Source organism: Kitasatospora sp. NPDC058478 (assembly GCF_042720345.1).
GTDB lineage: Bacteria > Actinomycetota > Actinomycetes > Streptomycetales > Streptomycetaceae > Kitasatospora.
Map to the genome: position 1 here is coordinate 135,367 of NZ_JBHXML010000004.1, position 12,470 is coordinate 147,836.

Sequence of the window (12,470 nt, forward strand, 5' to 3'; positions counted from 1 at the left end):
CGAGCGGGGGCAGGCCGAGCAGGGGCGCCGAACCGCGGAGGTCAGTCCAGGACCGGGTCCAGTCCGAGGGCCCGGTCCTGCTCCGCCTCCCCCTCGCGGCGCACCAGGCGGAACCACATGAAGATGACGAAGCCCCCGAAGACGAACCACTCCAGGGTGTAGCCGAGGTTCTGGAACGCCCGCAGGGTGAGCCCGTCGCCGCCCTGCGGCTGGACCGTCGGCACCGGGGTCAGCCCGGCCGACACCGCGTCGGCGGCCACCCAGCCGTCGTACCAGCCGTCGTACGCGAGCGTGTTGAGCAGCGCCGCCCGGTTGACCGTGCCGAGCTGACCGGCCGGCAGACCGCCCGCCACGGCGCCGTTGCTGCCACTGGACTCACCGGCCTGCAACCGCCCGGTGACGGTCACCTGGCCGGGAGGCGGCGGCGCGGCCACGGACGCGCCCTCGGCGGGCGCGCCGGGCGCCCAGCCGCGAACCACGGCGGCGAACCGGCCGTCGGCGGTGCGCAGCGGGGTGAGCACGTAGTAGCCCTGTTTGCCGTCGACCACCCGGTTCGGGACGAGGAGCTGGTGCTCCGCGTCGTAGCTGCCGGTCACGGTGACGGGCTTGCCGACGGTCTCGGTGGTCACCTGCGGGGTGGCCTGGTTGAGCAGGTCGTCGATCGGCCGCACATCACTCGAAGCGGTGACGGTCTGCTTGGTCTCCTGGTGCGACGAGAACCGGTCCTCGAACCGGCCGAGCTGCCAGGAGCCCAGCCAGACGCACACCGCCACGGCCGCGACGGCCAGCGCGGTGCCGCCGAGCCAGCGCGGAGTCAGGAGGAACCGGTACACACCCCCACGGTAACCACTCCTCACACCCGTCCCGGCCGCAGGGGTCCGCCATAGGGGTCCGCCATCGGCCACGACGGCCCGGCTGGTCGCCCGTCCGACCCCGCCCGACCGACCCCGCCTGTCCGACCCCGGCCACCCGACCCCGACCGTCCACCGCCGGAGCGCCCGCCGCCGGAGCGCGAAGCCCGTCAGCCCGCCGGGGGCGCGTCCGACGGCTGCGGCGCCGGTGCGCCCACCGCCTGGACGCCACCGCGGTAGAGGGTGCCGCCGCAGGCCACGGCGAAGGTGGCGGTGGCAACGGCAGGGCTGCCGGGGGCGGGGGTGTGGGCGATGGTGGCGGTGGCCGGCGCGGTGGTGGGGCTGCCGGTCGGGGTGGGGGTGGAGCTGGGGGCGTTGGTGGGCCCGGCGCTGGGGGACGAGCTGGCCTGGGGGTTGGTGCTGGGGGCCGCCGAGGCGTCCGAGGCCGCCGGGGCGGCACCGGTGGCGGCGGCGGGGGCCTGGGAGGCGCCGACGGCCGGGTTGGCACCGCCCTGGCTGGTGGGCCCGGTGCTGGCGGTGCTGGCGCCGGGGGTGGGGCAGGTCCGGTCGGGGACCCAGGCGAACGGCACCCGGTAGCCGGCCTGCGGGGCGAGGACGGGGGGCTCCGCGTCCATCGCGGGCAGGTCGCCGGCCGGGTCGCCGGCGGCGTGGTCGGCGGTGCGCACGCGGCTGCGGTCGGTGCCGCTCACCGCCGTGACGGCGACGGCGCCGGGGCCGCCGAGCCGGCAGCTGCGGCCGGAGACGTTGTACACGGTGAACGAGCCGTGGATCCGCCCGTCGGCGTCGGCCGGGCCGACCTGTGCGCCGCCCTGGCCGAGGTCGGCCCGGGTGCAGAGCGGGGTGATCGGGCTGTCGCCGGTGCTGGCGGCGGGGGCGGGCGGGGCGGTGGTGCCGTCGGCGCGGGTGGTGCTGGCGCCGGGGCTGGGTGAGGCGGTGGGGGTGCCGGAGGGCGACGCGGTGTCGCCGGTGCCGCTGGGGCCGGGCCGCGAAGGTGTGCCGGTGCCGGGGGCGCTGCCGGTCCTGGTGCCGGTCGGGGCGGCGGCGGCCGGGCTGCTGGCGTCGGCCGAGCCGGGGCCGCCGGACAGTCCGAGGTGCTCCCCGTCGTGCAGGGCGGGCAGGGCGACGGCGACGGCGACGGCGAGGGCGGCGGCGCCGGTCCAGGCTCCGCGCCGGGCGGCCCGGCGGCGGGGTACGGCGTACCGGATCCGCGGCAGGCCGCCGGGTTCGGGCTGGATGCCGGCGACGGCGCTGCGCATCAGGTCGCGGACGCTGCGTTCCTCGGCGGAGAGCCCGTCGCCCTCACCGCCCGAGGGCCGCCGCCCGGCGCCGTCAGCCATGTCCGGCCTCCATCTGGGTGCGCAGGGCGGCGAGTCCGCGCGAACCGTAGGCCTTCACCGATCCGAGCGAGATGCCGAGGGTCTCGGCGACCTGCGCCTCCGTCATGTCCACGAAGTAACGCAGCACCAGAACCTCCCGCTGACGGCGTTGCAGACCACGCAGCGCGGCCTTCAACTGGTCGCGCTCCAGCGCATCGTAAGCGCCTTCTTCTGCACTGGCCATGTCAGGCATGGGCTTGGGCAGCAGGCGCAGGCCGAGGATCCGTCGGCGCAGGGTCGAGCGGGACAGGTTGACGACGGTCTGCCGCAGATAGGCCAGGGTCTTCTCGGGCTCGCGGACCCGGCGCCGGGCGGCGTGCACCCGGATGAACGCCTCCTGGACGACGTCCTCGCAGGTCGAGAGGTCGTCCAGGAGCAGCGCGGCGAGCCGCAGCAGGGAGCCGTAGTGGGCCTGGTAGGTCTCGGTGAGCAGGTCCTCGCTGGTACCCGCGTCGGTACCGGCACCGGAGCCCGCCGCACCGGGTGCGACCGCGGTCATCTGGTCGTCTTCCGGCCTACTCGCCGGCCACGGGGCGCGCGAGGGGAAGGCCACCACGGATCTCGCCGGGATGCCCGCCCCTGCTCCCACCATCACGTTCGCCACGCCCGTTGGACACTCGATCCCCTGTCATGGTTGCCCAGCCCGGGGGCCATTCTTCCGCATCGGCGGAAGAGGCCTCCAGGGGATTCCATCGGGATTCCGGACAGATTGTGTCGAGGAGCGGACACGCCCTCCCCGGATCGGGGGCCGGACGGGCCCGGGAGCGGGCGGCTCCAGGCCTTCCAGGGTCTCTCCCGGGCCTCCCCGCCAGGCCTCTTCCCGGGCCTCCCCTGTGCTTCCTCCTACGCGTCTTCCGGCGCGCCTTCCTGTGTCACCGTCAGCTCACCGGCCACCAGTTCCGCGATCTGCAGCAGGTTGAGCGCCGCGCCCTTGCGCAGGTTGTCGCCGCAGAGGAAGAGGTCGAGCGCGGCCGGCTCGTCGAGGGCCCGGCGCACCCGCCCGACCCAGACCGGGTCCGTCCCGACCACGTCGTTCGGCGTGGGGAACTCGCCGGCCGCCGGGTCGTCGTACAGCACGACTCCGGGGGCGTCGCGGAGGATCTGCTGCGCGTGCTCCTGGGTGACCTCGCGTTCGAAGAGCGCGTGCACGGCCAGCGCGTGGGTGCGGACGACCGGGATGCGGACGCAGGTCGCGGAGACCTTGAGGCCGGGCAGGCCGAGGATCTTGCGGGCCTCGGCGCGGATGCCGACCTCCTCGGAGGACCAGCCGCCGTCCACCAGGGAGCCGGTCCAGGGCACCGCGTTGAGCGCGAGCGGGGCGGCGAACGGCCCGTGGTCGGCGATCACCGCGCGCAGGTCGCCGGCCTGTCGGCCGACCTCGGTGCCGGCCACCAGGGCGGTCTGCTCGCGCAGCGCCGCCTCGCCGATCCGGCCTTCGCCGGAGGCGGCCTGGTAGGAGGCGACGACGAGTTGAACGAGCCCGTACTCGGCGTGCAGGGCGCCGAGGGCCGCGATCATCGCGAGGGTGGTGCTGGCGGGGCTGGCGACGATGCCGCGGGCGCGCAGCCGCAGCGCGGCCGCGTTGACCTCGGGGACGACCAGCGGCACGTCCTCGGCGGTACGGAAGGCGGCGGAGTCGTCGACCACCACGACGCCCTTGGCGGCCGCGATCGGCGCCCACTGGGCGGAGACCTCGTCGGGGACGGCGAACACGGCGACATCGATCCCCTCGAAGGCCTCCTCGGCCAGCGGGACGACCTCGACCGGCACCCCGCGCACGACCGGCTTGCGGCCGGCCGAACGCGGGGAGGCGACGAGTCGGATCTCGCCCCAGACGTCCTGGCGCAGGGAGAGCAGGCCGAGCAGCACCTCGCCGACCGCGCCGGTGGCGCCGACGACGGCGAGGTTCGGCCGCCGGGTCATCGCCCGGTGCCTCCGTAGACGACGGCCTCGTCCGTCTCGCTGTCCAGTCCGAAGGCGCTGTGCACGGCGCGGACGGCCTCCGGCACGTCCTCGGCGCGGGTGACGACCGAGATGCGGATCTCCGAGGTGGAGATCAGCTCGATGTTGACGCCCGCGGCGGACAGCGCCTCGAAGAAGGCGGCGGTGACGCCCGGGTTGGAGCGCATGCCCGCGCCGACCAGGGAGATCTTGCCGATCGCGTCGTCGTAGCGCAGCGACTCGTAGCCGATGCCCTCCTTGACCCGGCCGAGCGCGTCGATGGCCTTCTGGCCCTCCGCCTTGGGCAGGGTGAAGGAGATGTCGGTCAGCCCGGTCGACGCGGCGGAGACGTTCTGCACCACCATGTCGATGTTGACCTCGGCATCCGCGATGGCGCGGAAGATGCGGGCCGCCTCGCCCGGCTTGTCGGGCACGCCGACGACCGTGACCTTGGCCTCGGACGTGTCGTGGGCGACTCCGGAGATGATGGCCTGCTCCATCTCGCCCCCTTCGGGCTTGTGCGGGTTCTCGTTGCTGACGATCGTCCCGGGAAGACCCGAGAAGGACGAGCGTACGTGAATCGGGATGTTGTAGCGCCGGGCGTACTCCACGCAGCGGTCGAGCAGCACCTTGGAGCCGGACGACGCCAGCTCCAGCATGTCCTCGTACGCGATCCAGTCGATCTTGCGGGCCTTCGCCACCACGCGCGGGTCGGCGGTGAACACGCCGTCCACGTCGGTGTAGATCTCGCAGACCTCGGCCTTGAGCGCGGCGGCGAGGGCGACGGCGGTGGTGTCCGAGCCGCCGCGGCCCAGCGTGGTGATGTCCTTGCTGGTCTGCGACACGCCCTGGAAGCCGGCCACGATCGCGATGTTGCCCTCGTCCAGGGCGGTGCGGATGCGACCAGGCGTCACGTCGATGATGCGCGCCTTGTTGTGGACGGAGTCGGTGATGACGCCGGCCTGGCTGCCCGTGAAGGACTGCGCCTCGTGCCCCAGCGATTTGATCGCCATGGCCAGCAGCGCCATGGAGATGCGCTCTCCAGCGGTCAGCAGCATGTCGAACTCACGGCCGGCAGGAAGCGGTGACACCTGCTCCGCGAGTTCGATGAGCTCGTCCGTCGTGTCGCCCATTGCGGACACCACGACGACGACCTCATGGCCGGCCTTCTTGGCGTCAACGATTCGGCGGGCAACGCGCTTGATGCCTTCGGCATCCGCAACGGATGAGCCGCCGTACTTCTGCACGACAAGGCCCACGTGCGCTCCTCGACTTGTGTCGTCTTCCGGGGGCACCAGGCCCCCGCACCCCCGGGGAAAAGGGGCTGTGCGGTCGGCGCCAGTCTACCGAGCAGGGGTGCCACAACCGGCGCTTTCCATATGATGAGACGCCCGTTTCAGCAGGTGGTCGGCGAAACGGGCGGCACCACCGGCAGGTCTGCGGGCAATTCGCCACCGCCCCGAAGAATCGGCGGATCAACGGACGGCGATCCGTCGGGATTTCTTTTCCGCGCGGAATGCTGAGGCATTCGTCACAATCAGCCGATGACCGCCGGGGGCGCACCGAAAACCGGCGCGCGCCGGGGCGACGTTCAGGCGTGCCGGAATCGCACGGACGTGCCGGAAGGGCACGGGCACCGGAGGGCGGTGCTACCGCCCGAGGCCCAGCTCGGCCGCCATCAGGTCGCCGGCCTGCTGCTCCAGCTGCTCGTCGGTGAGCCCGTCGTCGTCGGTGTCGGCGCCGTCCGGCACCGCGCCGATCGGACTGTCCAGCCGGACGTGCGCGATCAGCGACTGCAGCGCCCGCAGCACCGCCGTGCAGGTCGTGCCCCAGTTGGAGAGGTACGAGAACTGCCACCACCACAGCGCCTCGCTGACCCGGCCCTCGCGGTAGTGGGTCAGCCCGTGCTGCAGCTCGCCGACCACGCCGGCCAGGTCGTCCGAGATCCGGAAGGCGTTCGGCTTCTCCGGCGGACCGTACGGGTCGAAGACCTCGTGGTAGACGTCGATCGGCGCGAGCAGCTCGGCCAGCCGCTCGCGCAGCTGCTCGCCGTCCGGCTCCGGCCCGGCGTCGGGCTCGAAGCGGTCCTCCGGGACGACGTCCTCGATGGCGCCCAGCCGGCCACCGGCCAGCAGCAGCTGCGAGACCTCCAGGAGCAGCAGCGAGACCGCGCTGCCCGGCTCGTCGCCCTTGGCGACCTCGGTGACGGCGAGCACGAAGCTCTCCACCGAGTCGGCGATCTGCACGGCGAAGTCGTCCGGCTCCGAACCGTGCGCATGGATGTGCGGGGGGTGGCTCTGCGGCTCCCCGTGCGGCTGTCCGGGGGCCGGCTGGTGGGCCTGCCCGTGGGACGGCTGGTGGGGCGTGTGGGGCTGCTGGTTGAGCGTCCGGTCAGACATCGAGCAGTCGTCTCCCTTCGAAGGCACGACCGAGGGTGACCTCGTCCGCGTACTCCAGATCCCCGCCGACGGGCAGGCCGCTCGCCAGCCGGGTCACCCTCAGGCCCATCGGCTTGCAGAGCCGGGCCAGATAGGTGGCGGTCGCCTCCCCCTCCAGGTTGGGGTCGGTGGCCAGGATCAGCTCGGTGACCGTGCCGTCCGCGAGGCGCGCCAGCAGCTCGCGGATCCGCAGGTCGTCCGGGCCGACGCCCTCGATGGGGCTGATCGCGCCGCCCAGCACGTGGTAGCGGCCGCGGAACTCGCGGGTGCGCTCGATGGCGACGACGTCCTTGGACTCCTCGACCACGCAGATGACGCCGAGGTCGCGGCGCGGGTCCAGGCAGACCCGGCACTGCTCGGCCTCTGCGACGTTGCCGCAGACCGCGCAGAAGCGGACCTTGTCCTTGACCTCCAGCAGCGCGTGCGCGAGACGGCGCACGTCGGTCGGGTCGGACTGCAGGATGTGGAAGGCGATCCGCTGGGCGCTCTTGGGCCCGACGCCGGGCAGCCTGCCCAGTTCGTCGATCAGGTCCTGAACCACGCCCTCGTACAACGTCGCGCCTTCCCTCGGATGGTCGGTGGTGCTCCGGTGCCATCATCCAACGAATCGGGCGTCGGACACACCGCCCGACGCCCGACTCCCACATAAATCACATGGGTCCGTTGTCTGAACTTCAGAACTTCAGGACCTCAGACCTGCCTGGTCGGAACCCCTGTCCAGGGGCTCCCCCAGGTCAGAACGGCAGACCGGGGATGCCCCCGCCCAGGCCCTGGGTCAGCGGGCCCATGCGCTCGGCCTGCATCTTCTGCGCCGACTGGTTGGCGTCCCGCACGGCCGCCAGGACCAGGTCGGCCAGGGTCTCGGTGTCCTCCGGGTCGACGGCCGCCGGGGCGATGGTCAGCGCCACCAGCTCACCCGCACCGGTCACCGTGGCCTCGACCAGGCCACCGCCCGCCGAACCGCTCACCTTCGTCTCCGCCAGCTCCTGCTGCGCCTGCGCGAGATCCTGCTGCATCTTCTGCGCCTGCTTCAGCAGCTGCTGCATGTTGGGCTGGCCACCACCGGGGAACACGGCTCACTCCTCGCTTCGTGCTTGCTGTCCTGCGTCGCCGTCCTGCCTGCGGTCACGTCCGCTTGCAGTCCCGCTCGCGTCGTCACGGCCGAGCCTACGTGCTGCCGGGGCGGGCCGTCGCTCAGTTGCCGCGGTGGTGGATCTCCTCCAGAACCGTCGCGCCCAGCTCCCGGATGATCAGCTCCTGACCGGAGAACGCCTCCTCGTTGAGGTCCGGGTCGTCCTCCTCCGGGACGTCGTCCTCCGGCGCCACCGCGCGCACCGGACGGGCCGGCGGCGCGGCCACCGGCGGCGGGGCCTGGACCGGCGCGGGCGCCGGGGCGGCCTGCACCTGCGGGGACGGCTGCGACCGGACCGGCGCGGGCACCGGAGCCGGCGGCGCGGCGGCCGCCGGACGGGCCGGGGCCCCCCAACCGCCACCGCTCGGGGCGGCACCGCCCAGACCACCGCCGCCGACGGCCGTACCGCCGCCGAGGGAACCGCCCCCGGACGGGTCGACGATGCACTCGATCCGCCAGTCCACACCCAGCGCGTCCGTCAGCGCCTGGCGCAGCACGTCGTCGCTGTTGCTGCCGACGAAGCTGTCCCGGGCGCCCGCGTTGATGAAGGACACCTGGAGCACGCTGCCGTCGAACCCGGCCACCTGGCCGTTCTGGCTGAGCAGGATCCAGGTGAAGCGGCGGCGGTTCTTCACCGCCTCCAGAATCTGCGGCCACAGCTGCCGGACCTGCGCCGCGCCCTGCTGCGCGGCGGCCGAAGCCGGCCCGGCGGGCTGCCCGGCCGGGGCGGGCGCGGGCGCCGCGGGGGCAGGAGCGGGAGCGGGGGCGGACACCGGGGCCGGGGTGGCCTCGACGGCCTCGGCGGCCTGGGCCGGCGGCTGCGGCGCGGGGGCCGCGGCCGGGGCGCCGCCCGCCGGCGGGAAGCTGCGCGGGATCGGCCAGGCACCCGGCGCGGGCCCGGCGGGCGCCGCGGGGGCTGCCGGTGCGATCGGTGCGGCCGGTGCAGGGGCCACCACAGGGGCCGCCGCGACCGGCGCGGCCTGCACCGGGGCGGTCTCCACTACGGGCACCGGCGCCGTCGCCGTCGCCGGAACGGGCGCGGCCATGGTCGCCGCCACCGGCACCCCCACCGCCATCGGCGCGGCGAACCCGCCCGCCGCCGCCCGGCGCTCCAGCTTGTCCAGCCGCGCCTGCAACGACAGCTCGTCGCTGTAGGCACCCGGCAGCATCACCCGGGCGCAGATCAGCTCCAGCTGCAGCCTCGGCGCCGCGTTGCCGCGCATCTCGGTCAGCCCGGTGTTGACGATGTCCGCCGCCCGGCTCAGCTCCGCCGAACCGAACGCGTCCGCCTGCGCCTGCATGATCGCGACCCGGTCCGCCGGGGCGTCGATCAGCCCCTTCTCCCCCGCCTCCGGCACGGTGGCCAGGATCACCAGGTCGCGCAGCCGCTCCAACAGGTCGGCGACGAAGCGGCGCGGATCGTGCCCGCCCTCGACCACCCGGTCGATCACCTGGAACACCGTCGCCCCGTCGTGCGCGCCGAAGGCGTCCACCACCTCGTCGAGCAGCGCCGAGTCGGTGTACCCGAGCAACGAGGTCGCCATCTGGTACGTCACGCCGCCCTCGGCGGCGCCGGCCAGCAGCTGGTCCATGACCGACATCGAGTCACGCACCGATCCGGCCCCGGCCCGGACCACCAGCGGGAACACCGAGTCCTCGACCTGGATGCCCTCCCGGCCGCAGACCTCCACCAGGTAGTCGCGCAGCGTGCCCGGCGGGACCAGCCGGAACGGGTAGTGGTGCGTCCGGGACCGGATCGTCCCGATCACCTTCTCCGGCTCCGTGGTCGCGAAGATGAACTTGAGGTGCTCCGGAGGCTCCTCGACCACCTTGAGCAGCGCGTTGAACCCGGCCGAGGTCACCATGTGCGCCTCGTCCAGGATGAAGATCTTGTAGCGGCTGTGGACCGGCGCGAAGAACGCCCGCTCCCGCAGCTCGCGCGCGTCGTCCACACCACCGTGCGAGGCCGCGTCGATCTCGATCACGTCGATCGAGCCGGGCCCGCCGGTCGCGAGGTCGCGACAGGACTGGCACTCTCCGCAGGGCGTCGGCGTCGGCCCCTGCTCACAGTTCAGACAGCGGGCCAGGATGCGCGCACTCGTCGTCTTCCCGCAGCCGCGCGGCCCGCTGAACAGGTACGCGTGGTTGACCCTGTTGTTACGCAGGGCCTGCTGGAGCGGAGCGGTCACGTGCTCCTGCCCGATGACCTCCGCGAAGGTCTCGGGGCGGTAGCGGCGGTACAGGGCTAGGGACACACCCCCGACGATATCGGGACGCACCGACAAACGCGTCGCCCCTCGCCTCGCCACCGTCCCCCGGCGACCGCCCGGGAACGCAAAGACCCCCCGTGCACCCGCCAGAGCCCTCTTACCCTTGCTGCCTTCCGGCCCTGGGGGGGTTCAGAGAGATAACGCCACACGAGGGGCTGACCCCCACACTACCGGATCCGGGCCCCCACGATCCACAGGCAACCCCACCCTCCCGCCTACGGGATTGCTGGTCGCGACCACCCCCGAACATGTACTAAGCTCTCCCACGGAGGATTCGCCTAGAGGCCTAGGGCGCACGCTTGGAAAGCGTGTTGGGGGCAACCCCTCACGAGTTCGAATCTCGTATCCTCCGCCGGCAGAAGGCCCGGACCGTTCCGACGGTCCGGGCCTTCGTCGTTTCGCGGCGCGGGGACACCGCTGGGTGAACTCCGCGCGCTGGGCGGTTCGGCTGCGGCATAACTTCGAGTTATGAGACTTCACTCTTCGCGCACGAGGTTCTGGGGGCGGGTCGGCGTGGTCGCCGCCGCCGTGGTGGTGTTCGGCGCCACGGCGGCGGGTGGCGCCGTCGGCCGGGCGCCGTTCCTCGGGCCGCTGAACACCGTGTCACCGGTCGCCTCGACCGTGCCCGCGAACGGGGACCAGAACCCGTACGGCACGTTCGTGGTCCAGCACAGCGTGGGCAAGCTGCGCCGCGGCAACGTCCTCATCAGCAACTTCAACAACGGGCAGAACCTGCAGGGCACCGGTACCACCCTGGTCCAGGTCAGCCCGGACGGCGCCGTCGGCGAGTTCGCCCGGATCGACCCGGCGAAGCTGCCCGGGCCCTGCCCCGGCGGGGTCGGGCTCTCGACCGCGCTGACCGTTCTGCCGGGCGGCTGGGTCGTGGTCGGCAGCACCCCCACCACCGACGGCACCTCCGCCACCGTCCAGGCCGGCTGCCTGCTGGTCCTGGACAGCAACGGGACGGTCCGCGAGACGATCGTCGGCGACGGCATCAACGGCCCGTGGGACATGACGGCCGTCAGCTTCGACGACCGCGACGAACTGTTCGTGACCAATGTGCTGAACGGCACGGTCGCGGGCGGCGGGGCCGAGGTCGACCAGGGCACCGTCCTGCGGATCACCCTGTGCCGGCAGGGCGACGCACCGCCGCAGCGGGTCGCGACCACCCGGATCGGCTCGGGCTTCGGCCAGCGGACCGACCAGGCCGCCCTGGTGATCGGCCCGACCGGCGTCGGGCTGGGCCACGACGACACGCTCTACGTGGCGGACACCCTCGCCAACCGGATCACCGCGATCCCCGACGCCGTCCACCGCACCACCGACGCGGGCACCGGCACCACCGTCAGCACCGGCGGCCACCTCAACGGGCCGCTCGGCCTGGCCGTCGCCCCGGGCGGCGACGTCCTCACGGTGAACTCCGGCGACGGCAACCTCGTCGAGACCACCCCCGCCGGCGACCAGGTCGCCGTCCGCACGCTCGACAGCAGTGGCACCCCGCCCGGCGCCGGCGCCCTGTTCGGGCTCGCGGTCGACCTCGACCACGACGCCGTGTACTTCGTCGACGACGCCGCCAACTTCCTGAACGTCCTCCACTGACCACAACGGGCGGCGACAGCCGGAAGGCCCGGACCGCCTCACGCGGTCCGGGCCTTCGTCGGCTCCACGGCCCCGACTGGCCGGCCGGTACCGGAAGTGACTTCCGCCCTCCCGAGCTGCGCCGCGAGGTGGACTAATCGAGCCTTAGTCTCGGAATTAGTCCGGGTTAATACATAGACACCCGGACACATGGCGTGCAAGTATCTGTCCTGCCGCCAGACGGGCGACACGTCGGAGGGGAAGAAACATGACGCAGGACAGCCAGCAGTTCATCTCGGTGCCGGTGCCGGCTCAGTACGTCACGCAGGTGTACGCGTTCCTCGCGGAGCTCTCGGGGGCCGCTGCGGGGGCCGCGGTGGTGGCGGCGACCGAGGGGGGGCCGCAGGAGGACGGCGAGTGGCCGTTCGTCGAGTGGACCGTGCAGGATCTGCGCCGGCTGACGGCCGATCCGCTGGACTCGGTGCAGGCGGTGACCGGGGTGCTCGACATCCTGGCGAAGCAGCCCGGCGAGCGGGTGAGTTACACGTCCCTGGTCGAGCTGCTCGACGTGGACCGGAAGCGGCTGCGCGGCGTGCTGTCCGCGTTCACCCGGGTCGTGCACAAGCACTACGGCCGGCGGAACTGGCCGATGAGCTGGGTGGAGGCGCTCAGTGACGGGGCCGAGTTCAAGTCGGAGTTCTTCTACACGGTGAGCGAGACCACCGCCAACCGGTGGCGGGCGGTCCGCGCCCAGGGCTGACGGCGCTTGGGGCTGACGGCACGCAGCCGGTTCGAGGCGGGCGGCGCGGGCGGCCAAGGAGGGTTGGTTGCGGCCTGGCCGCCCGACCGTGCGGGACGCCGCG

The 12,470-nt window shown here is 73.2% G+C and carries 11 protein-coding genes, 1 tRNA gene and 1 other RNA gene; 3 read left to right on the forward strand and 10 right to left on the reverse strand.

Annotation, left to right across the window (positions count from 1 at the left end; all coding sequences use genetic code 11):
* Positions 1 to 41: 41 nt before the first annotated feature.
* The 10 genes from ACFWPT_RS03605 to ffs form a co-directional block, all read right to left on the reverse strand.
* Entirely contained in the window at positions 42 to 833 is a 792-nt protein-coding gene (locus ACFWPT_RS03605) for an SURF1 family protein (RefSeq protein WP_380377262.1), read from the reverse strand.
* A gap of 188 nt (positions 834 to 1,021) precedes the next feature.
* The gene (locus ACFWPT_RS03610; RefSeq protein WP_380479280.1) at positions 1,022 to 2,209 is read right to left on the reverse strand and encodes a hypothetical protein; all 1,188 of its coding nucleotides are present in this window, start codon (positions 2,207 to 2,209) and stop codon (positions 1,022 to 1,024) included.
* Positions 2,202 to 2,747, reverse strand: coding sequence for a SigE family RNA polymerase sigma factor (locus ACFWPT_RS03615; protein ID WP_063348653.1), 546 nt, complete (start codon positions 2,745 to 2,747; stop codon positions 2,202 to 2,204). The genes ACFWPT_RS03610 and ACFWPT_RS03615 overlap by 8 nt, the downstream gene beginning before the upstream one ends.
* 344 nt (positions 2,748 to 3,091) lie before the next feature.
* Positions 3,092 to 4,171, reverse strand: a complete 1,080-nt coding sequence (locus ACFWPT_RS03620; RefSeq protein WP_380479282.1) for an aspartate-semialdehyde dehydrogenase — start codon at positions 4,169 to 4,171, stop codon at positions 3,092 to 3,094.
* Positions 4,168 to 5,448 (reverse strand): aspartate kinase, encoded by a 1,281-nt coding sequence (locus ACFWPT_RS03625; RefSeq protein WP_063348651.1) that lies wholly within the window; start codon positions 5,446 to 5,448, stop codon positions 4,168 to 4,170. The genes ACFWPT_RS03620 and ACFWPT_RS03625 overlap by 4 nt, the downstream gene beginning before the upstream one ends.
* Before the next feature lie 390 nt (positions 5,449 to 5,838).
* The gene (locus tag ACFWPT_RS03630) at positions 5,839 to 6,588 is read right to left on the reverse strand and encodes a DUF5063 domain-containing protein (protein WP_244293422.1); all 750 of its coding nucleotides are present in this window, start codon (positions 6,586 to 6,588) and stop codon (positions 5,839 to 5,841) included.
* Positions 6,581 to 7,180, reverse strand: coding sequence for a recombination mediator RecR (recR, locus tag ACFWPT_RS03635; RefSeq protein ID WP_063348650.1), 600 nt, complete (start codon positions 7,178 to 7,180; stop codon positions 6,581 to 6,583). Before recR ends, ACFWPT_RS03630 begins: the two co-directional genes overlap by 8 nt.
* A 181-nt stretch (positions 7,181 to 7,361) precedes the next feature.
* The gene (locus tag ACFWPT_RS03640) at positions 7,362 to 7,700 is read right to left on the reverse strand and encodes a YbaB/EbfC family nucleoid-associated protein (RefSeq protein WP_063348649.1); all 339 of its coding nucleotides are present in this window, start codon (positions 7,698 to 7,700) and stop codon (positions 7,362 to 7,364) included.
* A 121-nt stretch (positions 7,701 to 7,821) separates the two neighbouring features.
* Complete coding sequence (locus tag ACFWPT_RS03645; RefSeq protein ID WP_380479286.1) at positions 7,822 to 10,014, reverse strand: DNA polymerase III subunit gamma and tau; 2,193 nt, start codon at positions 10,012 to 10,014, stop codon at positions 7,822 to 7,824.
* Between the two features lie 81 nt (positions 10,015 to 10,095).
* An RNA gene (gene ffs, locus ACFWPT_RS03650) (signal recognition particle sRNA small type) lies at positions 10,096 to 10,186 on the reverse strand.
* A gap of 110 nt (positions 10,187 to 10,296) precedes the next feature.
* Between ffs and ACFWPT_RS03655 the strand changes: the two genes are divergently transcribed.
* From ACFWPT_RS03655 to ACFWPT_RS03665, 3 genes are all read left to right on the forward strand, one after another.
* Positions 10,297 to 10,381 (forward strand) — tRNA-Ser (locus tag ACFWPT_RS03655).
* 116 nt (positions 10,382 to 10,497) lie between these two features.
* Positions 10,498 to 11,628: a hypothetical protein gene (locus ACFWPT_RS03660; protein ID WP_380479288.1), complete on the forward strand. Its 1,131-nt coding sequence runs from the start codon at positions 10,498 to 10,500 to the stop codon at positions 11,626 to 11,628.
* 247 nt (positions 11,629 to 11,875) lie between these two features.
* Positions 11,876 to 12,367 carry a hypothetical protein gene (locus tag ACFWPT_RS03665; RefSeq protein WP_380479291.1) on the forward strand — a complete coding sequence of 164 codons (492 nt, stop codon included), beginning with the start codon at positions 11,876 to 11,878 and terminating at the stop codon, positions 12,365 to 12,367.
* Positions 12,368 to 12,470: the final 103 nt, after the last annotated feature.

Coding starts and splice junctions, on each gene's coding strand:
- ACFWPT_RS03610 (WP_380479280.1), bottom strand. CDS start 2,209: ATGGCTGACGGCGCCGGGCGGCGGCCCTCGGGCGGTGAGGGCGACGGG.
- ACFWPT_RS03660 (WP_380479288.1), top strand. CDS start 10,498: ATGAGACTTCACTCTTCGCGCACGAGGTTCTGGGGGCGGGTCGGCGTG.
- ACFWPT_RS03615 (WP_063348653.1), bottom strand. CDS start 2,747: ATGACCGCGGTCGCACCCGGTGCGGCGGGCTCCGGTGCCGGTACCGAC.
- ACFWPT_RS03620 (WP_380479282.1), bottom strand. CDS start 4,171: ATGACCCGGCGGCCGAACCTCGCCGTCGTCGGCGCCACCGGCGCGGTC.
- ACFWPT_RS03665 (WP_380479291.1), top strand. CDS start 11,876: ATGACGCAGGACAGCCAGCAGTTCATCTCGGTGCCGGTGCCGGCTCAG.
- ACFWPT_RS03630 (WP_244293422.1), bottom strand. CDS start 6,588: ATGTCTGACCGGACGCTCAACCAGCAGCCCCACACGCCCCACCAGCCG.